The following is a 22,840-nucleotide window of genomic DNA, read 5'->3' as shown; positions in this document are numbered from 1 at the left end:
AGAGAAACGTGTTTTGCGCGTTAGCAACTATTTTTTAACTTACACTAATCAAATGACAGCACAAACTATCAAAATGTATTCAGAAAAAGAATATCTGGAACTGGAAAGAGAGGCCGAGTACAAAAGCGAATATTATCGGGGAGAGATATTTGCAATGGCTGGGGCGAGCTACGATCACAATCGGATAAAAGAAAACTTGTCTATTGAAATCGGCGTATTTTTTAAAGACAAATCTTGCCAAAGCTTTTCCAGTGATATGCGCCTGCATATTCCTCAAACTGGATTATATACTTATCCGGACTTACTTATTCTTTGTGGGAAGCCAGAATTATTAGATGATCAGGCGGATACAATTATGAACCCTACTGCACTCATTGAAGTGTTATCTAAGACAACCAGTGGATATGACAGAGGTGAAAAATTTCATTTCTATAGAGGTATACCGACTTTGAAAGAATATATTATGATTGATTCATTGTCAATCTCTGCAGAAGTCTGGGCTAAAAATGAAGATGGAATGTGGTTTCTAGCGTCAGAAGCCCACAGCATCGAAGAATATATCACTTCCGCAAATTTTGATTTGAAATTAAAGCTGAGCGATATTTATGCGAAGACCAAAGATTTGAGTTAATAGTAAAAACAAAAAAAAGGGAAATCGAACCGATTTCCCTTTTTACGCTGACTTCATATTTACTTTCCCGACAACTCGTCTACTTCCAGCATCAGGTTTTCCCACGATTCGGTGGTGCTATTCAGCTTTTGTTTAATGTCCGCATAAAACTTGTTCAGCTCGGTCAAAGCTGCATTGTCGTTGTAGATTTTTGGATCGGCCAGTTTAGCTTCCGTCTCTGTTTTTCTTATTTCAAGACCATTAATGGTATTTTCCAGTTCCTCAATCTGCTTCTGAACCTTTTTTATTTTCTGCGCATCTTCATTGGAAACTGATTTTCCATTACTTTTCTGTGCAGGACCATTGTTAGAAGCCAGCGTGGCATTTTTCTGCGGAGGTGCGCTGCTGACAACCGCTTTATCACTTACGGCAGATTGTAAGCCGCGTTCTTCCACCCACACTTCGTACTCCTCGTAAGTACCAGGGTATTCTTTAATCTCGTGATCTTCAATGTACCATATTTTGTTTGCAATATTTTCAACAAAATACCGGTCGTGGGATACTACAATGTAACTACCTTCATACTGCTGCAAAGCCTGTATCAGGATATTGACAGACTGCATGTCCAAGTGGTTGGTAGGCTCATCGAGCAACAGGAAGTTAGCTTGTGAAAGTAGTACTTTGGCCAACGCTACCCGTGATTTTTCACCTCCGGAAAGGACCTTGATTTTCTTGAATACATCGTCGCCGCTGAAAAGAAAACAACCCAAAACGGTACGCAACTCTGTTTCCGTTTTGTTTGGGTTGGCATATTTCAGCTCCTCGATGAGGTTATGCTGTACATTCAGGGATTCGAGCTGATGCTGAGCGTAGAATGTAAACGATACATTATGTCCCAGTCTTCTTTTTCCTTCAATGGGTTCGGTACCTGCTACTACGCGAAGAACCGTAGACTTTCCGCGACCGTTAGCACCGATCAGCGCAATTTTATCTCCACGCTCCATGCTAATATTGGTACCTTGAAGAATAACCTTTTCTCCATAAGCCTTGGAAGCATCTTCAAGTTGAAAAACGTGCCTTCCGGGCTGGGTAGTAAACTGGAAACGGAAATGAACTTTTGCATTTTCATCAATCACCTGGTCCACTACATCCATTCTGTCCAGCGCTTTTACACGGCTCTGTACCTGGCGGGATTTGGTTGCTTTGGCTTTGAAACGTTCAATAAAACGCTCGGTCTGGCGGATCTTGGCTTGCTGATTTTCATAAGCACCGCGCTGAATTTCATTGCGTTCCTCTTTTTCCTCCAGATAGTAGGAGTAATTTCCTGCGTAGTAATTCAACTTTCCGCCTGAAACTTCCACAGTGGTATCAATCGTATTGTCAAGAAATTGCCTGTCGTGAGAAACCACGATAACAGCTCCTTCATAGCTCTGTACATATTTTTCAACCCATTGAATGGATGGTAAGTCCAAGTGGTTGGTAGGCTCATCGAGCATGAGCAATGACGGCTTTTGCAAAAGCAGTTTCGCCAACATCACACGCATTCTCCATCCCCCGGAAAACAACCGCAATGGTCTGTGCAAATCGTCCGTTACGAATCCTAAACCTTCAAGAATAGCTTCGGCTTTGGATTGAATGGAATAACCGTCCAATGCTTCGAATTCGTCCTGAACCCTGGCCAGTCGGTCGACCAATGCATCCGTATAATTATGCTCCATATCATGGAGGATCTTGTCCATTTGAATTTGCAAAACATTCTGACGTTCAAATGCTTGCATCGCAACGGAAAGGATCGAGTCATCACTCTGGTAGGAAAGTAAATCCTGGTTCAGAAACCCTATTGTGCAATCTCCTGCTTTGGAAATATTTCCACCGTCCGGCTGGAATTCCCCGTTAATCATACGGAGTAGCGTCGACTTACCGGTACCGTTAAGACCAATAAGACCAATTTTTTGTTTGGGCTTTATATGGAGCGACGCACTATCATAAAGTGCTCGGTCGCCGAGAAAATAACTGAGGTTCGTAATCGCGATCATGGTGCAAAGGTACGGGGAAAGAAGCACATAGTGAAAGTGTAATTGTTGGAATAGTTATAAAAGGGTTGCTTCCCCAACCTAATGTGTGATATTTCCTGTAAATTTGAGATATGAATAACTTGTTCCCGATATTCCTCAAACTTGAAAACCTGCATACACTGATCGTTGGAGGTGGCTATGTAGGTTTGGAAAAAATAACCGCTGTTCTTGATAATTCACCCGAAGCCAGGGTGACCCTTGTTTCGCCGGAAATCAGACAGGAAATACTGGATTTGGCCAGCCAGAATTCACGAATAAATCTAATTGAAAGGAAATTCAATGACGATGATCTGGATGAAAAGGACCTCGTTATTGTGGCCACCAACGACAAAGAAGAAAACAAAAGAATAGCAGCAATTGCCAGAACCAGGCATATCCTCACCAATGTCGCCGATACACCGGCCATTTGCGATTTTTACCTTTCTTCAGTCGTACGAAAAGGGAACCTTAAAGTCGCGATCTCTACAAACGGAATGTCCCCGACATTTGCCAAACGGCTCAAAGAAGTATTGGGCGACGCACTACCCGACAACCTGGATACGGCGATGGAGCAGCTGAAAGCGGTCAGGGATATGTTAAAGGGAGACTTTGCCCATAAAGTCGATGAATTGAACCGGATTACCGCCGTATTGACCGAAAAGAAAAAAGATATTAATGAAGCTTTGTAAAAAAGGCTAAAATCACTCAGCGGGAAAACAATAAAATGCGGCCTAATTTGTTTTATTTAAGATAATTGCCAAAGTTTATCAGCACCTCCTCCACATCATTCGGTTTTCCTGCGTATTATAGTCATTCAGTGACTTCCTGTTTTTTATTTACAGTTAAAGACTTTTAAAAGATTTGTAACCGTTAGTGCCATAATCTTTTCGTTTTTTTCTGTGATAATGTGTATTATTGAGAGCATTAACAACTAAACCCGCCTCGGCGGACACCCATTAATTTAGAGTTAGACTTATACTTACATATATGGATGTTTTCTATCGGATCAGTGGCCTGAGTCGGCTGTTAGTATTACTCCTTGTTTTTACCTTTTTATCCGGTTTTACCTCTCCCTCTTCTGCTTATTCAGCGGATATTGACGTTAAAGGTGTTGTTAAAAGCAGTACCGGCGAGATTTTGATCGGTTCCACAGTGCGGGTGAAGGGGACTCAGAAGGGGACGGTAACCAATGAGAAAGGAGAATTCCTGTTGCAGGGCGTGAACGATGGAGCGACGCTGGTCATTACCATGATAGGATTTCTGCCCAAAGAAATAAAAGCTGGCCGCAGCCTGAGTATTGTGCTCGTGGAAGATGCGGTAGGATTGCAGGATGTGGTTGTTACTGGTTTTCAGCAGATTGACAAGGATAAATTTACCGGATCAGCCGTTACGCTGAAAACGGACGATGTGAAAATTGACGGTCTTCCGGATGTGAGCCGAATGCTTGAAGGACGGGCCGCCGGTGTTTCGATCCAGAACGTGTCGGGAACATTTGGAGCAGCACCGAAGATCAGGATTCGGGGTGCTACTTCGCTGAACGGGGACAATAAGCCATTATGGGTGATCGACGGGGTTGTGCAGGAGGACATTGTGAATATTTCCAACGATCAGCTGTCCAGCGGCGACCCTACTACTCTATTGGGATCTGCAGTTGCCGGGTTGAACCCGAATGACATTGAAACGTTTGATATCCTAAAAGATGCGGCCGCGGCGGCATTATATGGTGCCCGTGCAATGAATGGTGTGATTGTGATCACGACTAAAAAAGGTAAAAGCGGCAAGCCAGTCATTACTTATTCAGGAAACTTCAGCACCCAGCTCACCCCTTCCTACCGGAACTTTAACATCATGAATTCGGCTCAGCAAATGTCTGTTCTCGGCGAATTGGAACGAAAAGGCTATCTCACCTCTAACATTTTGTCTAAACCTGATTATGGGGTTTACGGTAAGTATTACAACTCTTTAAATGGCGATGAGGAGGGCAATTTTGAGATCCCTAACACGCAGGAGGCTAAGAAAGATTTCCTTCTAAGGTATGCCAAAGCGAATACTAACTGGTTTGATGTACTTTTTAAGCAAAATTTTATTCACGAACACTCTTTGAGTGTTTCCTTCGGTACTGACAAATCAAACTCTTACGTATCGGCCAGTTACCTGGATGATAATGGATGGACCGTTGCCGATAAGGTTAAAAGGTATACGCTGAACTTCAAAAACACGTACCAGATATCCGACAAGATCAGCATGGGTATTTCGACTCTTGCCTCGGTGCGGCGCCAGCAGGCTCCCGGCTCTCTGAGCAGACGTAGTAACCCGGTAGAAGGTAAGTTTGACAGGGATTTTGATATTAATCCATTTAGCTACGCACTCAATACGAGCCGAACACTGACAGCTTTTGACGAAAATGGCGACCGGGAATATTTCAGGAGGAATTTTGCCCCGTTCAATATCCTTACTGAGCTGGAAAACAATAAGATCAACCTCACATTAGCGGATATCAAGTTACAGGGTAATTTTTCCTACAAAATTACCGATCACCTGACCTACGATTTCCTGGGCGCAATGCGGTACATTCAAACGGGACGTGAGCATACCATTACGGAAAACAGTAATATGGCTAATGCATACAGAGCGGCAGGTAATTCCACAATCGCATTGGCAAACAAATACCTTTATACAGATCCGGACGTACCTAATGCATATCCTGTGATCGTGCTGCCCAGCGGAGGGTTTTATAATACAAATGAGGATCAGCTGCTGTTTTACAACATTCGTAACAACCTGAGGTATAACAAAAAATTCAATGACAGGCATGTTATAGATCTTTTGGCCGGTCAGGAAATTAAGTATACAAACCGTAAGAATTCAAACAATACAGGTTACGGATTTCAGTATGAGCAGGGAGGAACACCTTTCGTGGATTACAGGATCTTGAAACAGACCATTGAAAGTAATTTCCAATATTATGGTATGCGGATGGATTACGAACGTTTTGCCGCATTTTATGGAAGTGCTGGTTATACGTTGGACGATAAATACAACTTCACCGGATACATTCGCTACGATGGTTCCAATGGTTTTGGTAAATCGGCCAACGCCCGCTGGCTGCCAACGTATACAGTGGCAGGGTCTTGGAATTTTGACCGTGAAAATTTAGTAAAAAGATTTAAGTGGCTGAGTATGGGAAGGCTGCGTGCGAGTTACGGACTTTCGGCGGATACCGGCCCGGCTACGAATACAGCAGCATTGTTTCAAAGTATCATTACCAGAAGGCCGGTCGTGGACGAAAAAGAATCCGCGATACAGCTTACTTCGCTTGAAAATACGGAGCTTACCTGGGAGAAACTGTACAGTGGTAATGTGGGGCTGGACCTTGGGTTTCTGGCGAATAGAATCAACCTGACGGTCGATGGTTACATTAGAAACAGCTTTGACCTGATCGATGAAATCAAGACTTCAGGGATTGGAGGGCAGATCTACAAGGTGGCCAACTATGCAGACATGCAGTCGCACGGTGTTGACTTTTCATTGGACGGTGTTCTTTTCAAAACGCGTGACTGGGATTTCCGTTCCAGGATTACAGTAGGATATGCCCGTACATTGATCACTAATGTGGACAACAACCCTGGTATTTTTGATCTTGTGAAAGCAGAAGGAGCTAATGTACAGGGCAGGCCGGTACGAAGCCTTTTTTCCATTGATTACCGGTCACTCAATCCCAAAACCGGTGTTCCGATATTCCTGAATGAGAAAGGTGAGGTAAGTTCGGACGTTTATTTGCAAGATCAGAACATCAGCTACCTCAAATATGAAGGGCCGGTTGATCCTCCTTTTACTGGCGGGTTCAACAATACACTTACTTATAAGGAGTTGTCCCTGAATGTGTTTTTAACCTATCAGGCGGGAAACAAAATTCGTTTAAATCCATTGTATAAGGGCTCATTCAGCGATCTGGATGCGATGCCGAAGGAATTTTTGGACAGATGGGTGATCCCGGGTGACGAAAATATCACGAAAGTACCATCCATTGCCGATCAGCTGGAACAGCAATATCTGGTAGGTACTTATCCTTACAACATTTACAATTACTCTACCGAACGCGTTGCAAAAGGAGACTTTGTGAGGTTGAAATCAGTTTCGCTCGCTTATAAGGTGCCGCTTCCTATTGCTGCAAAATACGGCTTCAAGGCAGCAAGCATCCAGGTTTCGTCTATTAACCCGTGGCTGATCTACGCCGACAAGAAGTTGAAAGGACAGGATCCGGAGTTTTTTAATTCAGGTGGTGTAGCGCAGCCGATACAGAAGCAGTTTACGGTGGCGATAAAGCTTACATTGTAAGTGGTGAAAGTTTGAAATGATTTAGGTACCGGATGATTTTATGAATTGATATATATGAGTAAGACATTGATTTTAAAAAGGATACTTCTGATCATACCTTTTCTTGCATTGGCAGGCTGCGAAGATTTTCTTTCCAAAGAGCCAGATAGCACACGTGCCACGATCAACACTCCGAAACAGGTTTCGCAATTGCTTACAACGGCCTATCCTCAGGGAGGTTATGTGGTGTTTTCGGAGGCAATGAGCGATAATGTCGGAGATAAAGGCACCGGGCAGGATGACAAAACGAACCGTTTTTCGTTTCAATTTGAAGTGGTGGAGGCAACCGTAGATGAACAGGATTCACCTGACCAATACTGGGCGGAATGCTACCGGGCTATTTCCGTAGCTAACCAGGCGTTGGAAATTATCAGTAAATCCGCCGACCCGTCGCAATATACTGCGCAGAGAGGGGAAGCACTGCTGGCGAGAGCTTATGCACACTTTATGCTCGTTAATTATTTCAGCAAGTTTTTTGATCCGCAACAACCTAACTCCGATCCGGGTATACCTTACGTGACTGAGCCAGAAACGGTGGTTATCAAGAAATACGAAAGGAAAACAGTCGCATATGTGTACGAAATGATTGAAAAGGACTTGCTGGAAGGCTTGCCGCTCATTAGCGACGGCTCTTACACCATTCCCAAATACCATTTTAACCGGGCTGCTGCCAATGCCTTTGCATCGCGGTTTTACCTGGTCAAGAAGGATTATAACAAGGTATTGCAGTATTGTAACGAGGCTTTTCCGGGAGGTAATATCGGCGAGAACCTCAGACCCTGGAATACGACTTATTCAAGCTTGTCGCCTGCTGAGCTTTACAACACTTATTCGAGGGCAAACCAGAATGCCAACTTGCTGCTCATTGAAACTTCGTCGACATACGGAAGGTATGTGGCGCAGTACCGATACGGCATGAACTTCCGTAAATGGCAGGAAATTTCAGATTCGGAGAACATTATCGCGGGCGGGGCCAGCTGGGCGTATCCGTTATATACGCAGGGGGATAATAATTATCTGATCCCAAAACTGAATGAGTACTTTGTAAGAGAGTCGGTGAATGCGGAAATCGGGCAGCCTTATGTCATGTTGCCCGTATTTACGGCCGAAGAGGTTTTGTTCAATAAAATTGAAGCTAATGCCTATCTGAACAATACCACAGCTGCCCTGGCCGACCTCAATGTGTTCGTTAGCAAGCGTGTAAGCAATTATAAATCTGCCACGCAAGTGGTCACGGCGAGTAGCATCAGGAGTTATTTCGGTACCGCCAATTTGAGAAATGGTATTATCAGCACGCTTTTAGCATTCAAGCGGGTTGAGTTTGTACAAGAAGGAATGAGATGGTTCGATATTCAGCGTTACGCCCTTCCGGTTCAGCATGAAACCTTCACAGGATCGGTCATTTCAGTTCCGGCGAATGATCCGCGCAGGATTCTTCAGATTCCACAGTCGGCCACATTATCAGGTATAGAACAGAATAGCAGGTAAAAAATTAGAAAATAGCGACAGAGATGAATATAAAACCATTTTCAAAGATTTTCTTTGCGACGCTCATGATGAGTGTGACGCTGAGTGCGTGCAAGGAAGACGCGATTGGGGAAGTGGACGACATTCCCGGACTTGGTGGCGATACCTGGGTACAGGGGCCGGTTGATAAATGGATTCTGGACAGCCTCACTACACCATACAATATTTCGGCGAAGTATAAATGGGACCAGTTTGAGTTTGCCAACATTACTAAAACGCTCGTTCCACCTGATGAAGCGCAGGTAGTACCGCTGTTGAGCACCATTAAAAAGGCTTGGACGATTCCCTACGTGGAGGAAGCTGGGAAGGTTTTCTATAATAAGTATTCGCCGAAATTCTTTATTCTATCAGGAAGTAACGAATATAATGCCGAAGGCTCCATTACGCTGGGTACTGCCGAGGGCGGCCGTAAGGTGGTTTTATACGGTGTAAACTTGTTCAAGATCAAGGGTATGGAGGGCTACAATGCCTCCCGTGACTCTGCCTTCGTCAAAGACTGGTTTTTGCACACGATACACCATGAATTTGGTCATATTCTGCACCAGACAGTTTTGTATCCTGTTGAATATAAAAACGTTACCAAGTCGCTGTATCAGGGTGGTAACTGGATCAACTGGTCAGATACGGATGCGAGGCGTGACGGTTTCGTGACAGCTTACAGTTCTCTGAATTTCGATGAGGACTTCGTAGAAATGATCGCGATGATGCTGACTGAGGGGCGGGCGGGTTTTGATAAAATTGTAAACTCGATCCCCGAAGGTACCAGCCCGAGAGGTGTGACGAAAGCCCAGGCTCAGGCGTCATTGAGGCAAAAAGAGGCGATCATCGTGGCTTATTATAAAAATACCTGGAAAATAGATTTTTACAGCCTACAAAAACGGGTTAGAGGATCTATGAACAAACTATTTTAATTATTAGATGAAAAAATCCATTTTATACCTGCTTTTTCTGGCAACTGCTTTCGTTTCTTGCGAAAACAGTGATGATACGGTTTTTGAAGAAACGGCAGACGCACGTCTTAATGCTGCACTCGCGTCTTATGAAAAACAGCTGGTAGAAGCTCCCTACGGCTGGAACGCTGTGATTTATCCAAATGGCGGCGGCAGTTTTGGTTTTTATTTTAAATTCGATGATAAGAACAGGGTAGTCATGTACTCCGACTTTTCGGACGCATCAGCTGCCAAATCCAAGGAAAGCAGCTACCGTTTAAAAGCAGTTCAGACGCCAGCATTGATTTTCGATACCTATTCCTACCTGCACGTGCTTTCGGATCCGGACGAGGAAGTGAATGGCGGTGAACGCGGCGAGGGATTGAAATCTGATTTTGAATTCAGCATTTTTCCCGACTCGGTGAAAGCCGACCGAATTGCATTGATCGGAAGAAAGAACCAAAGCAGAATGGTGCTTACCAAGGCTACACAAGCGCAGGCGACCGCGTACGCAGCGGGGGATCTGGCAAAGGGATTGTTGTTCAACAATATTGCCAAGTACATTGCTTATTTCAAAAGAATTACGCTTGGAGGCGTTACTTACGAAATAACTGCCAACCAGACCGAAAGGGTAATGAAACTAACCTGGCTGGAAGGAAGCGTAGGCAGGACGTTTACAACCAATTACTACTATACTTCCGACGGGGTGACATTTACTTCGCCGCTGGTGAATGGTTCACGGACCATAACAGGGTTCAGTAACATCACCTGGAATGCCAATACATTGTCACTTGGGCTATCTGCTGGCGGTGCCTCGGGTGTAGTTGTGAGCGCTATAAAACCACTGTCGGTGGATTTGGCCGCCTCCAAAAGATGGTGGCAGGATCCGATCGAGTCGGGCGGTGACTGGCGTACAGCTGATGGATTTCACGTGAACGGGGTGGATGATGCGTTTGGAGTGAAAGACCTGACTTTTGAAGGAGCGCAATATGCATTTTACATTTATCAGCCGGGCGTCAATGCAAATTATGATCTTTTGGGGCCAGTTTTTTATGCAGATAATTCACTGAGCCTGGAATATGCGCACGCTCCAAGAAGGCCTACATTTCCGGCTGATGGAAGGGTTATTTTTACGGAATACGGAACACTAGGGCCTGCACCTACGACAGGGCCAGCAGCGAACACCGCTAACCTTTTATACGATCCAAGCGGTTTTTACCTCGTCCAGACTTCTGAAACTACTTATGATATGGTGAGTGCCAAGGACGCGAAGGCGTGGATCAGCTGGCAATAAGTTCGCTGCAAAGCATATAAAAAAATGCCACACCCGTCAAGGTGTGGCATTTTTTTATTGATTACTGGCTGACTAGTTGTAGCCTTCGTTTTGAACCAGCTGTTTGTTGACATCTATCTCGCGTTGCGGGATCGGCAGGATCAGTTTCGGAGAGTTGAATGCTAATGCCCCTACGCTCTGCTTGTTGCGCTTTGCATCGTGTAGTGCATGGCCTTCAAAAGCGAGTTCCAAATGACGCTCTTTCTGAATGGATGCCAATGTAACCGCTGTTGCTGCTTTCAAGCCGGCCCTGGTACGGATCATATTTAAGTCAGCCAGCGGAGCGGCACCGATCACGGTTCCCAGTCTGAAATTGGTCTCGGCGCGTGTCAAGTACATTTCTGCCAGGCGGAATTGGAGCACATTACCAAATTTATCCAGGTGTTTTTGGGTAAAAGTATTATTGGTACTTACAAAAAATGCGCCTCTTGCATCACCGGTCTCATAAAGCGCGCGGTGCTTGGGCAGTACACGAATATCGCCACGGCCAGCTGTGCCAGGTATCGAAGTGATGGTAGTTCCGAAGAAAGTATTCATTTCGTTCACACCGTCCTGCTGGGTTACGATCATCGAGAAAATATACTCATCCGGATTGGATCCGCCATTGTTCAGGAAGGTAAAAAACAACGACCCGAACTCAGGTACCAGAGAAAACTCACCTGACTCGATCACTGTATTGGCTTCATCACGTGCCAATGCGAAATTGGATTGCATCAGATATACCCTGGATAGCTGCGCCGACGCGGCATATTTATTGGCATAATTGGTATTGGTCTCGGGCAAAAGAGATTTCGCAGCAGTAAGGTCTGCGAGGACCTGCGTGTAAACTTCTGCCACTGAGTTTCTGGGGATCTTGTCAGCGTCTGTCACCCCTCTTGTTGGTTTCAAGACCAAAGGTACTCCCGGGTTTGACCCATTGTCGCCGTCTCCCCAAGCCTTTGCATACAATCTCACCAGGTCGAAATACAAAGAACCGCGAATAAAGCGTGCTTCACCTTCAATGCGTGCACGTTTGTCCTCATCCACGATATCGAGGGCTGATAGAACGTTGTTGCAGCGGTTGATCGTTACGTAAGAATCTCTCCATGTAGAAAGGGCTGTTGCGTTGGCTGTGGTAATTTCCTTGTTGTACATTTCAAGCATGTTCTGAAATGTACCTCCAAAACCCAGCTCGCCGTCATTTCCCAAAAGTTCTGATGCAAACTGAAACGCGCCGCCGTAAACATCAATGTCCTGTAAGCCGTCGTAACAGCCGATCAATGTTACTTCAACGTCCTTGGAAGTGCTCAAAGCCGCATTCTCGTCTATACTTTGTGTGGGTTTAACGTCCAGTTTACTGTCGCATCCGGTTGCCAGAAACAGTCCTGCTGACAAAGCCCATGCATATATATATACTTTCTTTTTCATAGTTCTTTAATTAATTAGCCTGATGTTTTAGAAACCGATATTGATACCAACGAGCACTGTTCTTGGCTGGGGAGCAGTGTAAAAATCATTACCCAGCGCGAACTTCATGTCTTTGGCACTAAGGTCATCCGTATTCACCTCGGGGTCCCAGCCTTTGTAATTGGTAAATGTCGCCAGGTTCAATGCTGAAACGTAGAGTCTGACACGGTCCATTTTGATGCGGCTGATCAGGCTTGCAGGCAGGTTGTAACCCAATGTGAGCGAACGAAGACGAAGGTAAGAACCATCAAAAATGTAGCGGGACGACGCCTGGTTACCATTTCCGCGATAAAAGCGCGCTTCCGGAACGTCTGTGTTTGGATTTTCAGCAGTCCATGCATTCATTTGGTCAGCCGTCTGGTTATCTTCATAGATTCCGTTTGCCGAAGAATACTGGCCCACACCGTAGAAGTTGATTTTGTTTCCTGCTACGCCATTGAAGAATACATTCAGGTCAAAACCCTTGTAAGAGAATGTGTTGGTAATACCGCCGACAAATTTCGGGTTTGGATTACCAGCCACAACCCGTTTGGCAGAGTTATAGCCATTGTTAGTTACCGTTGTCCGGTCAATAGCTCCGTCGGTACCAGTCGTATTCTTGTAAAAAAGTGCATTCCCATTGGCTGGATCAACGCCGGCATATTCAACAGTGTAGAAAACGCCAACCGGCTGGCCTTCCATTACCCGGCTCATGCTGCGGATGCCACCCTCAATGATCTGTCCCTGAATGTCAGTAACCTTGTTTTTGTTGTTCGCAATGTTGAACGAAGTGTTCCATTTGAAAGCTCCCACAATGTTTTGAGTATTCAACACAAATTCAAAACCCTTATTTTCGAGCTTTCCTACATTGGCAACCTGAATAGAAAACCCTGACGTTGCAGGGACGTTTACTTCAAGCAAAAGTCCGTTGGTCTTTTTTACGTAATAGTCCAGTTCACCGTTGATACGGTTGTTGAACAACCCGAAATCAATACCAAAGTCGGCTTGCTTGGTTGTTTCCCACTTCAAATCAGGGTTTCCGATCTGAGACGGACGTTGCCCCGCTGCGCCTGCATAACCCGCGTCACCTGCGAATAAACCCAATTGAGGGAAGTCGCCAATTTCGGAGTTACCAGTTGAACCGTAGCTGCCCCGGAGTTTAAGAAAGCTCAAAGTGTTGTTGTTTTTCAGGAAGCCTTCTTCTGTCAAAACCCAGCCCAGCGATACGGAAGGGAAGAAACCGTAGCGTGAATTGGCACCAAATCGTGACGAACCATCTATCCTGGCACTGGCCGAGAGCAGGTATTTGTCAGAAAACTTGTAGTTGAGTCTTAAAAAGTAAGACAGGAACCGATAGTTGGTTTCCGAAGAGCTACCGTCTGACTTGGTCGCAGCACTGGCGATTTTTTTGTAAGAATCAGAAGGGAATTGCGTTCCTTCAATGAAGCTCAGCTTGTTTTGAGACTGCTGATACGACATTCCCAATGTGGCTGCAATGCCATGAGAACCAAGCGTTTTGTTATAGGAAAAGAAGTTGTTGGTATTGTAATTGGTCACGAAAGTGCCATAGTTACTTCCTAAGCCATTGCCTGCTGTGCTGATGTTACGTACGTTTTGGCTTTGGTAATAGCCTTCTTCGTTTTGGTTCAACAAATCGATACCCAGCTCACTGCGGAATTTCAGTTCAGGTGTAAAGCTGATCTGAGCATATGCATTCGTCAGGTTGCGGAAAGATGTTGCCGTAAAGTTGGCATACGCAATCGAAATCAATGGGTTGAAATACAACGGCACGTTCACATCACCAGGAGGTGTGCCGGTAGGCAAGCCTGTTTCAGGATCAGTAAAAGGAGTCAGGGGAGTTAATGCAGCCATTTGTAGTGGGTTTGAAAATGCATTATCACCCGGCAATCGCTGGTTTACAGTCCGTGCAAGGCCCATTGATAAACCAATTTGTAACCATTTGTAAGCCTGATGATCCAGGTTCATTCTTGCGGAAACACGGTTCAGTTTGTTGCCTACCAATGTTCCTTTTTGATCCATATATTGGCCTGACAGGAAGAATTTGGTCTTTTCACTTCCGCCATTCAGCTGAAAATCAAGCTGCTGCATGGGTGCTTTACGAAAAGCTTCATCCTGCCACGAATAATTTTTCTGATCAGGCGTGTTGAATGTTCCTAAGCTGTAATAATCCAGGTTGCCAAGCATGTAAGTGGTGTAGGAATCAGGATCTGCCGGGTCGACACCGTCGATACGGTCGCGGTTATTTGCCGCCATCGTGTAAAATTTGACATACTCGTCAGCATTCAAAAAGCGTACGCGTCTGGTCGCTTCCGATGATCCGATCTGATAGTTGATGCTTACATTGGTTTTACCAGCTTTTCCTCGCTTGGTAGTGATCAGCACCACACCATTCGCCGCCCGGGAACCGTAAATTGCTCCTGCGGAAGCATCTTTTAGTATTTCAATGGATTCAATATCATTGGAATTGATGTCCGCCAGCGGGTTTGTGGGACCGCCACCGCTGTTGCTTAGGTCGGAAGTAGTAATGGGCATACCGTCCACCACGTACAATGGCTGGCTGCTCGCACTGATGGACGAGTTTCCGCGCACACGTACATTGATCGCCTGACCCAGCTTTCCGGAGCCACCATTCACATACACCCCCGCCGCACGGCCCTGTAATGCAGCATCCACGCTGGCAACCGGCATATTCTGAATTTCCGTGCCTTTTACCTGCGCAATGTTACCGGTAAGGTCCCGCTTGATCTGCGAACCAAACCCGGTCACGACTACCTCGCTCAAACTGCGGGTGTCACTTACCAATTTAACGTCAATTACGCTTTGGCTTCCTACCGTGATCTCCTGCGCGGTCATTCCTACAAAGCTAAAAACAAGGATAGATGAAGAGGATGGAACATTGATAGCGTAATTGCCCTCAGCGTCAGATTGTGTTCCTGTTGTTGATCCTTTTAGTTGGACAGAGGCCCCGGGGAGGGGAGAGCCGTCATCGTTTGTTGTGATTTTTCCGGTGATCTGCAAGCTTTGACCGATAACGGCCGCGCAAGCTCCCACCCATGTCAGAATTGACAAGAGCAAAATTCTTCTCATAATAGTTAGATTTGGTTGAGTCACATTACTGTAAAAACAAATATATGATTATACAGATGTCAACCAAATTTAATTACGAATATTTTAATTTTGTCTTGTGGTAAATGTTATAAGTATTGTGTGATTAAATATAATATTTTGCATTAGTATGAATTACCAGTATTTTCCATTCTTTCGTGCGAACCAGAAGCCGCGCCAGAAGATTAGCAAGTGGTTATACAATGCAGGTAGTAGTCCAAAATGCTTTTGAAGTACCCGGAAGCGGTCAAGCAGGGAGCGACGGTGGCTTTTGACTGATATTCCTCCAAGCAGATATTTGCAGAGTAAGATGGGAAGATGGGTTACCTGCGCAGCATTTTTCAAACAGATGATTTCCCATTCAATGTCCGCGCTTAGGTTGTCGATATCGTACTTTGGGGCAATGTCTTTTTTCGCTATAAAAGCCTGGTGGCATACCTTCATACCCAATGCAAAATCCTGCCATTTCAAATGATCTGGAAGCTTATGGGGCGTAAAAAGGCTTCTTAACCCAACCTCACTCCCATCGGCTTTCACAAACATGGCATCGCTATAATACACATCTGCATTGGTTTCTAGCAGAGGAAGCAATGTGGACAGGACGTGGCTATCGTAAATTTCGTCGCCAGCATTCAGGAACCAGATATATTTTCCGGTTGCAAGCGCCTGCCCCTTGTTCATGGCATCGTACAAGCCTTTATCGGGTTCGGAAACAATGCGGGTAATAAATGATTGGTACTGGTTGGCAATAGCGAGTGTATTGTCCTTTGAATTACCGTCAATGATCAGATATTCGAGTAACGAGGTGTCATTTACGCCTTGCAGCGCTTTTTGCACGCTTTCTAATGTCCTGCCGAGAAAACGTTCTGCATTGTAGGTAATCGTAATGATCGTAAGTATCGGTTGCTTATTCATTCGGACAATAACGACTTGTACAAGTTTTGATACTGATTTGCGACGATGTTTTCGGAGTAGGTGTTGAGGACTTTTGTACGTGCATTTGCCGAGACAAGTCCATTGGAATTATTATTTAAAATCCAGTTAATACCTTCCGCCAGCGAATCCGAGGACTTCAATTCGGAGACAAAACCATTGACTTTATGATCGATCATTTCGGGTATGCCCCCGGTAGCGAACCCTACCGCGGGTGTTCCGCAGGCCATCGCTTCCATAATGGTGTTGGGCAAGTTGTCTTCCAGCGACGGTACCACAATCATATCTGCCGCATTGTATGCGTCTGCCATGTCTTCCTGCCGGGTTATTTTGCCTAAATAATGAACAGGAGCGGGAAATGAATCAAAAACGGCCGGATTGGCTTTCCCTAAAACCAGTATTTCCACTTCATCAGGCAAAAGTTTCAATGAATCTTTAAAATAGGAAAATCCCTTGCGTGGGTCCTGGGTATTGGCACCGGCAAATAAGATGAGTTTTTTATCTGTCGGCAAAAGTATTTTTTTTCTGATCAACATTTTGTCCGACGGAGCAAAAAGAGTCGTATCAATGCAGTTAGGGATGCTGTCAGAATAGTTACTCCGGGTCAATGCGGCGTTTTTTACGATCTGGTCCAGCCAGCGGCTTGGCGATATGAGCGCCATTTTTGCCTTTTCGTAAATGCTTATTTTTCTTTCAAACTGCGAAAAGGAAATGTCGTACTGTTCCGGTTTGGCAAGATAGGGGCAATATTGGCAATGGGAAAGATAATGGTTGCAACCTCTGCTGTAATGGCAGCCGCCCGTGAAAGTCCACATATCATGCAATGTCCAAACGACCGGCTTGCCTAGCGAAAAAAGTTTTTCCAGCGATGATAGCGATAGAAACCCGAAATTGATCCAATGTAAATGTAAAATATCAGCCTGCCGAACCAGCGGATGGTTGCTGATATCCGCACCAATTTCGGCCGGGGAAAAAGCAAATCTCACCGAACTATCTCTTTCTTGCGGAAAGAAATATAAACGCTCGGCAACAAACCGGCCCCAGGCTTTTTTCGATTCCCAGCTGTTTTTCGCCAATGCAGCTACATTTTCTTCGGGATTTTGTAATGTGGGTACCAGCATCCGCGACTCCGTTCCCGACTTTTGCAAAGCTCTGTGCAATCTTGTTGCCGCAACGCCGGCTCCTCCTTCCAAATGAAAAGTACTCAGGTGAAGTACCATGCGAATTGCTTATTGATTACGATGTTCCGGCAGCCCTGAAAATTCAGGCGGGTAAAATTAAATAGTTCTGTGGTTAAATAATTTTTATTCGTTAAAAGTATCTTTATCCCAAAAACAAGTAATCGGTTAACAATGTCTAACGAAAAGCGGAGCCACGAGGCGCATTCTGAGTGGTATGAGGTACAGTATGCTACCAAAGAGGCGAAAGATAAGGCCATTGAATTGTGGGAGTATGATGAAAAGCATAATACCATCAATCACTGGATCCATCAGCGGATGCTCCGGCTTACCGACCCTTTTGTTAGGGAGCAAAAGTCGTGGCTGACGGTGGGAGACGGCTACGGATTTGATGCTAATCATTTTTACCGAAAAGGCCTTGACGTGACGGCAACTGACATTTCCGGTACTTTTTTACCCCTGTCGCAGTCACGTGGTTTTCTTGACAAATATTCGGTTGAAAATGTTGAAAAACTGACTTTCGATGACAATAGCTACGATTACGTTTTTTGCAAAGAGGCGTACCATCATTTTCCGAGGCCGTATCTGGGCGTTTATGAAATGCTGCGGGTAGCGAAAGAAGCAATCATTTTAGTAGAGCCGCATGACCCCATCTCAAAAATGCCTTTTTTACTTGCATTGAGAAATATTTTTGACCGTTTCGATACAACGCTTTTACAGAAGTACTGGAAAAACAGGTACTCATTCGAGGAGGTTGGAAACTACGTTTTCAAGCTTTCTGAGCGAGAAATGGATAAATTGGCCAATGGTATGGGACTTCCGATGGTGGCTTTTAAAGGGATCAATAATAACTACTACCACCCTTCGTACAGCAAAGAAAAAGCGGACGATTCTTCCGGGGCTTTCAGAAAAATAAAACGCAAACTAGCCTTTCACGACTTCCTGACGAGGTTCTCGTTTATGCCATCGCAGTTACTTTGTGCGGTTATTTTCAAGAAAATGCCATCGGAACAAGTAATGGCTGCCATGCGGAAGGAAGGATTCCAGATCCACGTTTTTCCGCCTAATCCTTACGCCAGATAATCGGGTCGGCTAGTCATCATTTTGTTTAAAACCAATCGATTTCCTTTCGGACTGCGGAGGTTCAAGCAGATAATTAAGCGCCTGATGAATATCATTGAATTTGACTTTCATCTCGCTTTCCAGTTTATCTATTCGCTCCCGCAGGTCGTTCGAATCAAGATAATATTGGCGTATCAGTACAAAAGCACGCATAATCATGATGTTGACTGTGAGCGCTTTTTTGCTTTTCAATACACTTGAAAGCATAGCGACGCCTTGCTCCGTGAAAGCGAATGGGAGATACTTGCTGTAATTTCCCCTGCCGTCTAAGGTCACAGTTTGTGACCTTAGAAATCTATACTCTTCGTTAGTCAACTCGAACATGAAATCGTTTGGGAAGCGATCTGAATTTCTTCGCACTGCCTGTTTTAAAACCTTGGTTTCTATTTCGTACATTTCAGCGAGGTCGAAATCGAGCATTACCCGGTATCCTCGAATTGTAAAAACTTTGTCTTGAATAACCAATAAATCCATAGCGATGATTCGTCAAATTTGTAATGCCTTTATAGGAATACGTACAAATAGCACATTGGTCACGTGAGGATTTATAATTTTTTGGTAGGATTAAATATGCATAGTTTTATGAGTCATTAAAACATGCACGCTTAAATGTTACCCTTATCAGATCATAGAATTGCCGTTATTGGACTTGGTTATGTAGGACTGCCGCTCGCCGTGGCATTCAGTCAGAAATATCCTGTATTGGGTTTTGACATTAATAAAAAGCGGATTGATGAACTGAAACAGGGGTATGACAAAACCCGTGAAGTTTCCGAACAAATTCTGCTTAATTCGCCAGGCCTTGATTTTACAACGGATGCACAGTTATTATCCTCATGTACTGTTTTCATCGTTACAGTTCCGACACCGATAGATAGTTATAAAAAACCCAACCTCGTTCCACTTCTGGACGCAAGCAGGACAATCGGTAGGATACTCAAAAAAGGCGATGTCGTCGTGTACGAATCCACCGTATATCCCGGCTGCACCGAAGATGATTGTGTGCCGGTACTGGAAGCGGAAAGTGGCCTGGAATACAATAAGGACTTCTTTTGCGGCTATTCTCCTGAGCGGATCAATCCAGGGGACAAGATCAATACCTTCACCAGGATCAAAAAAGTGACATCGGGATCGACGCCGGAAGCTGCCCGATTTGTGGATGAGTTATATGCCTCAGTAGTGGAGGCGGGAACGCATTTGGCATCCAGTATTAAGGTGGCAGAGGCGTCGAAAGCCATCGAAAATGCGCAGAGGGATATCAATATATCATTCGTGAATGAGCTGGCCCTGATTTTTGACCGGATGGATATCGACACCACCGAAGTGCTGGAGGCAGCTGGTACCAAATGGAATTTTTTGAAATACAAGCCTGGACTGGTAGGCGGACATTGTATTGGGGTAGACCCGTACTATCTGGCGTACAAGGCTGAATCGCTGGGATATTATCCTCAGGTAATATTATCTGGCAGGAGGGTGAATGACACAATGGGCATTTTTGTGGCTAACAAACTAGTGAAGCTGCTGATCAGAAAAGGCCATAAAATTGAAGGCTCCAAAGTGCTGATCCTGGGGATCACATTTAAAGAAAACTGCCCTGATATCCGCAATACCAGGGTTACTGATGTGTATCGGGAGCTGAAAGATTTTGGTATGAATGTGGAAGTATACGATCCCTGGGCGTCCGCGGAGCAGGTATCGACTGAGTACGGAATTTCATTGATTCCCAAACCGGCAGGCCGTTATGAGGCGGTTTTACTGACTGTCGCCCATGATGTTTTTCAGACTTTGGATTTCAAGGATTTTGTAAAAACCGATTCGGTTATTTTTGACCTGAAATCAATCTTGCCCAAAGAAAGTGTTGATTCCAGATTGTAGACGCTTATTTATTCGCGCCAGCCGAAAATGTTGAGTTGCAGGTCCATGACATCGTTGCCGCGATAACGATGGTTGGTAAATGGTTTCAGCCGGTGCTGGTTGCTGTCAATGTAATACCGGAAACCGCTTTCTTCAAAGATTTGCATCACATCCGCCAGGCCCTGGGGATTTCCAATGTAAGAGTGAAATTCGACGAAGAGATTTTGAACATGACTAAGCGCATCCCGGCAGTCGGCCAGTACCTGTGTTTCGGCTCCCTCAATGTCTATTTTGAGAAAATCAATCTGTTTTTCTTTTATAAGAAAGTCTTTGAGACGGACAGAGGCTATTTTTTTCTTTTCTGCTGTGGAATAAATGGAGGAAGAGTCAGCGGCTTCGCTGCCAAACCAGATGCCGTCTTCATCGATCCAGACTGCCTTATCAATGATCTCGACACCATTTACTGCGTTTGCTTTCAGGTTCTTAGCGAGTAGCGCAGCGATTTCAGGTTCGGCTTCAAAGGCTATTACCCGGGCCTGAGGGTAAAGTTTTTTGAAATATAAAACGCTCATGCCCACATTGGCACCGCAGTCAAATATGACGGGCTGTGAGTTCGGCGTTTCAAAATAATAAAAATCGTCCGCGAAGATTTCCTTGTGCTGCCACAAAAACGACATGGTATCGGGGACTTCGAGCTGGAAATTGCCAAACGTTACCTGCGTGCGAGTGTGCCTGCGACTGTTGCCATACCGGAGCAATAGGCTCATAAATTCCCGGTTTGCCGATGTCCGGAGGGAATTGTAAGGTTCTTTTAACAGGTAGCGCAGCCAGTACATATTACTCAGTATTAAATCAGATCTGGTACTTGATCCAGTTTTTTATTTTTAATTGAATGGGCAGGTGATAGTAGTCATGAAACGATTCAATGACCGCATGATCAGGTTTAATGTCAGGATCAATGGCCACTTTTTCGAGGCTCATTTCCTTGCCGTAGTAACCTGTTTTGAAGGTAAAGTTAGTACCGCTTCCGTCCGTACCAATATTTTTTATTTTGGAATGAACCGGATAGATGCCGTACGCATTGTTTTTGAACTGAGCATAAGTCCATCGAATGGCCCAGGAATCGATAATCCCGCGTTGCTGCTTGACCAACATCGGCCACAGATCTTCGCCGCCTTTGGTGAAAGCATTGATCGCCGCTTTTTCTCTTTTTAATGTATCGAAATCACGCACGTCCCAATCGGCCAGCCGCCATTTATCGAGCCAGGTACCCCAGCCCCAGGAGCTGGCGCGGGGAGCGATGAACAAATCGTGCTTGTAATGTGCCGGTATGGAAATGGGAGGACTATATGCGGTAACTGAAAATATGTCCCGGCGCGACTCGTAAGCATCCAAAGCCTCATTCATAAACGAAAGAAAATCGGGCGTACTCAGCATATCGTCTTCCAGGACGATTATTTTTTTATACTGCTCCAATGTAGCCGTTACGCCTTTGATCACCGACGCGGCAAGTCCGGTATTGGTCTCAGAAGCAATGATTTTTTTACTTTTAAAGCCTTCAATGCCGAAAAGATAGCTTCTGATTTCTTCGATCAGCTTTCCGTCCGACGCTTGCTTGGGTCCGTCGGAATAGATGATCAGGTCACTTTCTGCCGCAAGGGTGTTGAGCTGTAACGATTCGATGGTCTGACGTAAATGCCAGGGGCGATTGTAACAGAATAAAACAATGGGGGCAAGAGTACCTGAGGAGCTCATTTTTAGCTTTTATAGGCGTCAATAATTAAGGATGTATAGCCCAATTTGCCATCCTTGTTACGCTCATCATGATCGGCCGATCTCCTGATCATACCGTCTTCGGGATTCCAGGGAGCTTTGTGAAACTGGCCATTTTCATCGAAATATTCCAGAAGCTTTACTTTAAAACCGATTTCTGTCAGAAAACCGGACATGATCTGATAGTTATACAGGAGTTTATGGTCGTCGGCGCCATTTCCAGTTCCACCGGGTTTGACATAGTTAATGTACTCCTCGCTTGGATTAAAGCCATCCGGTACTGCTACACGAAGAAATCCGCCGGGTTTGAGGTAAGTATAGCAGTGTTGAAAAGCAAGCTTGCCTTGCTCCGGCGTCAAATGTTCCCAGACGTGTTCCGCGAGGATTTTGTCGATTGAATTTTCAGGAAAATAATTTTCCCAATCACTTTTTACCAGAAGATTAAGTGTCTCAATATCAGTATGTATCCAGCCTTTATAAAGCGAGTACATGGAGCCTACCACGACTTTAACCGGTTTTGTACGGTCGTAGGTAGTGAGTTGAAAAAGACTACGCGGTTGTTTGAACAGGCCGGCGATTATTCTCTGAGTAAATGACAT

At 45.0% G+C, this 22,840-nt stretch carries 17 protein-coding genes; 8 read left to right on the top strand and 9 right to left on the bottom strand.

Annotated features, from left to right (window positions below):
- Positions 1-52: 52 nt before the first annotated feature.
- On the top strand, positions 53-631 hold the full coding sequence (locus ON006_RS19765) for a Uma2 family endonuclease (protein WP_244821100.1): 579 nt from the start codon (positions 53-55) through the stop codon (positions 629-631).
- A 59-nt stretch (positions 632-690) separates the two neighbouring features.
- On the opposite strand, the gene ON006_RS19760 is transcribed toward ON006_RS19765, so the two are convergent.
- A complete protein-coding gene (locus ON006_RS19760; protein WP_244821099.1) occupies positions 691-2,646 on the bottom strand; it encodes an ABC-F family ATP-binding cassette domain-containing protein in 1,956 nt (651 codons plus the stop codon).
- Positions 2,647-2,756: 110 nt separating this feature from the next.
- Between ON006_RS19760 and ON006_RS19755 the strand changes: the two genes are divergently transcribed.
- The 5 genes from ON006_RS19755 (at position 2,757) to ON006_RS19735 (ending at position 10,791) form a co-directional block, all read left to right on the top strand.
- Positions 2,757-3,353 (top strand): precorrin-2 dehydrogenase/sirohydrochlorin ferrochelatase family protein, encoded by a 597-nt coding sequence (locus tag ON006_RS19755; protein ID WP_244821098.1) that lies wholly within the window; start codon positions 2,757-2,759, stop codon positions 3,351-3,353.
- A gap of 298 nt (positions 3,354-3,651) precedes the next feature.
- Positions 3,652-7,002, top strand: coding sequence for a SusC/RagA family TonB-linked outer membrane protein (locus tag ON006_RS19750; protein ID WP_244821097.1), 3,351 nt, complete (start codon positions 3,652-3,654; stop codon positions 7,000-7,002).
- 54 nt (positions 7,003-7,056) lie between these two features.
- Positions 7,057-8,529: a RagB/SusD family nutrient uptake outer membrane protein gene (locus tag ON006_RS19745; RefSeq protein WP_244821096.1), complete on the top strand. Its 1,473-nt coding sequence runs from the start codon at positions 7,057-7,059 to the stop codon at positions 8,527-8,529.
- Positions 8,530-8,552: 23 nt separating this feature from the next.
- Positions 8,553-9,479, top strand: coding sequence for a zinc-binding metallopeptidase (locus ON006_RS19740; RefSeq protein ID WP_244821095.1), 927 nt, complete (start codon positions 8,553-8,555; stop codon positions 9,477-9,479).
- A gap of 7 nt (positions 9,480-9,486) precedes the next feature.
- On the top strand, positions 9,487-10,791 hold the full coding sequence (locus ON006_RS19735; RefSeq protein ID WP_244821094.1) for a DUF4302 domain-containing protein: 1,305 nt from the start codon (positions 9,487-9,489) through the stop codon (positions 10,789-10,791).
- 72 nt (positions 10,792-10,863) lie between these two features.
- Here ON006_RS19735 and ON006_RS19730 read toward each other — a convergent pair whose 3' ends face one another.
- The 4 genes from ON006_RS19730 to ON006_RS19715 all read right to left on the bottom strand — a co-directional run bounded on the left by ON006_RS19730 (position 10,864) and on the right by ON006_RS19715 (position 17,534).
- Positions 10,864-12,237 (bottom strand): RagB/SusD family nutrient uptake outer membrane protein, encoded by a 1,374-nt coding sequence (locus ON006_RS19730; protein ID WP_244821093.1) that lies wholly within the window; start codon positions 12,235-12,237, stop codon positions 10,864-10,866.
- A gap of 27 nt (positions 12,238-12,264) precedes the next feature.
- Positions 12,265-15,363, bottom strand: a complete 3,099-nt coding sequence (locus tag ON006_RS19725; protein WP_244821092.1) for a SusC/RagA family TonB-linked outer membrane protein — start codon at positions 15,361-15,363, stop codon at positions 12,265-12,267.
- 153 nt (positions 15,364-15,516) lie between these two features.
- The gene (locus ON006_RS19720; protein ID WP_244821091.1) at positions 15,517-16,296 is read right to left on the bottom strand and encodes a glycosyltransferase family 2 protein; all 780 of its coding nucleotides are present in this window, start codon (positions 16,294-16,296) and stop codon (positions 15,517-15,519) included.
- Positions 16,293-17,534 carry a glycosyltransferase family 4 protein gene (locus tag ON006_RS19715; protein WP_244821090.1) on the bottom strand — a complete coding sequence of 414 codons (1,242 nt, stop codon included), beginning with the start codon at positions 17,532-17,534 and terminating at the stop codon, positions 16,293-16,295. The genes ON006_RS19720 and ON006_RS19715 overlap by 4 nt, the downstream gene beginning before the upstream one ends.
- Before the next feature lie 132 nt (positions 17,535-17,666).
- On the opposite strand from ON006_RS19715, the gene ON006_RS19710 reads away from it, so the two are divergent.
- Positions 17,667-18,575, top strand: a complete 909-nt coding sequence (locus tag ON006_RS19710; RefSeq protein ID WP_244821089.1) for a class I SAM-dependent methyltransferase — start codon at positions 17,667-17,669, stop codon at positions 18,573-18,575.
- A gap of 9 nt (positions 18,576-18,584) precedes the next feature.
- Here ON006_RS19710 and ON006_RS19705 read toward each other — a convergent pair whose 3' ends face one another.
- A complete protein-coding gene (locus ON006_RS19705) occupies positions 18,585-19,088 on the bottom strand; it encodes an ORF6N domain-containing protein (RefSeq protein WP_244821088.1) in 504 nt (167 codons plus the stop codon).
- A gap of 135 nt (positions 19,089-19,223) precedes the next feature.
- Here ON006_RS19705 and ON006_RS19700 point away from each other — a divergent pair, with 135 nt between their 5' ends.
- Positions 19,224-20,489 (top strand): nucleotide sugar dehydrogenase, encoded by a 1,266-nt coding sequence (locus tag ON006_RS19700; RefSeq protein WP_244821087.1) that lies wholly within the window; start codon positions 19,224-19,226, stop codon positions 20,487-20,489.
- 8 nt (positions 20,490-20,497) lie between these two features.
- On the opposite strand, the gene ON006_RS19695 is transcribed toward ON006_RS19700, so the two are convergent.
- The 3 genes from ON006_RS19695 to ON006_RS19685 are packed head-to-tail and all read right to left on the bottom strand — an operon-like array spanning position 20,498 to position 22,840.
- Entirely contained in the window at positions 20,498-21,304 is an 807-nt protein-coding gene (locus ON006_RS19695; RefSeq protein WP_244821086.1) for an FkbM family methyltransferase, read from the bottom strand.
- 16 nt (positions 21,305-21,320) lie between these two features.
- Complete coding sequence (locus tag ON006_RS19690) at positions 21,321-22,223, bottom strand: glycosyltransferase (protein ID WP_244821085.1); 903 nt, start codon at positions 22,221-22,223, stop codon at positions 21,321-21,323.
- 2 nt (positions 22,224-22,225) lie between these two features.
- Entirely contained in the window at positions 22,226-22,840 is a 615-nt protein-coding gene (locus ON006_RS19685; RefSeq protein WP_244821084.1) for a class I SAM-dependent methyltransferase, read from the bottom strand.

Origin of the sequence: Dyadobacter pollutisoli (genome assembly GCF_026625565.1) — a bacterium.
Classification (GTDB): Bacteria; Bacteroidota; Bacteroidia; order Cytophagales; family Spirosomataceae; genus Dyadobacter; species Dyadobacter pollutisoli.
The sequence above is the reverse complement of the archived record's forward strand: the minus strand, read 5'-3'. Positions and strand labels throughout refer to the sequence as shown.

What these genes read in the sequence shown, in the direction of transcription:
- ON006_RS19765 (WP_244821100.1), top strand. Translation starts at nt 53, where the DNA reads ATGACAGCACAAACTATCAAAATGTATTCAGAAAAAGAATATCTGGAA.
- ON006_RS19760 (WP_244821099.1), bottom strand. Translation starts at nt 2,646, where the DNA reads ATGATCGCGATTACGAACCTCAGTTATTTTCTCGGCGACCGAGCACTT.
- ON006_RS19755 (WP_244821098.1), top strand. Translation starts at nt 2,757, where the DNA reads ATGAATAACTTGTTCCCGATATTCCTCAAACTTGAAAACCTGCATACA.
- ON006_RS19750 (WP_244821097.1), top strand. Translation starts at nt 3,652, where the DNA reads ATGGATGTTTTCTATCGGATCAGTGGCCTGAGTCGGCTGTTAGTATTA.
- ON006_RS19745 (WP_244821096.1), top strand. Translation starts at nt 7,057, where the DNA reads ATGAGTAAGACATTGATTTTAAAAAGGATACTTCTGATCATACCTTTT.
- ON006_RS19740 (WP_244821095.1), top strand. Translation starts at nt 8,553, where the DNA reads ATGAATATAAAACCATTTTCAAAGATTTTCTTTGCGACGCTCATGATG.
- ON006_RS19735 (WP_244821094.1), top strand. Translation starts at nt 9,487, where the DNA reads ATGAAAAAATCCATTTTATACCTGCTTTTTCTGGCAACTGCTTTCGTT.
- ON006_RS19730 (WP_244821093.1), bottom strand. Translation starts at nt 12,237, where the DNA reads ATGAAAAAGAAAGTATATATATATGCATGGGCTTTGTCAGCAGGACTG.
- ON006_RS19725 (WP_244821092.1), bottom strand. Translation starts at nt 15,363, where the DNA reads ATGAGAAGAATTTTGCTCTTGTCAATTCTGACATGGGTGGGAGCTTGC.
- ON006_RS19720 (WP_244821091.1), bottom strand. Translation starts at nt 16,296, where the DNA reads ATGAATAAGCAACCGATACTTACGATCATTACGATTACCTACAATGCA.
- ON006_RS19715 (WP_244821090.1), bottom strand. Translation starts at nt 17,534, where the DNA reads ATGGTACTTCACCTGAGTACTTTTCATTTGGAAGGAGGAGCCGGCGTT.
- ON006_RS19710 (WP_244821089.1), top strand. Translation starts at nt 17,667, where the DNA reads ATGTCTAACGAAAAGCGGAGCCACGAGGCGCATTCTGAGTGGTATGAG.
- ON006_RS19705 (WP_244821088.1), bottom strand. Translation starts at nt 19,088, where the DNA reads ATGGATTTATTGGTTATTCAAGACAAAGTTTTTACAATTCGAGGATAC.
- ON006_RS19700 (WP_244821087.1), top strand. Translation starts at nt 19,224, where the DNA reads ATGTTACCCTTATCAGATCATAGAATTGCCGTTATTGGACTTGGTTAT.
- ON006_RS19695 (WP_244821086.1), bottom strand. Translation starts at nt 21,304, where the DNA reads ATGTACTGGCTGCGCTACCTGTTAAAAGAACCTTACAATTCCCTCCGG.
- ON006_RS19690 (WP_244821085.1), bottom strand. Translation starts at nt 22,223, where the DNA reads ATGAGCTCCTCAGGTACTCTTGCCCCCATTGTTTTATTCTGTTACAAT.
- ON006_RS19685 (WP_244821084.1), bottom strand. Translation starts at nt 22,840, where the DNA reads ATGTCATTTACTCAGAGAATAATCGCCGGCCTGTTCAAACAACCGCGT.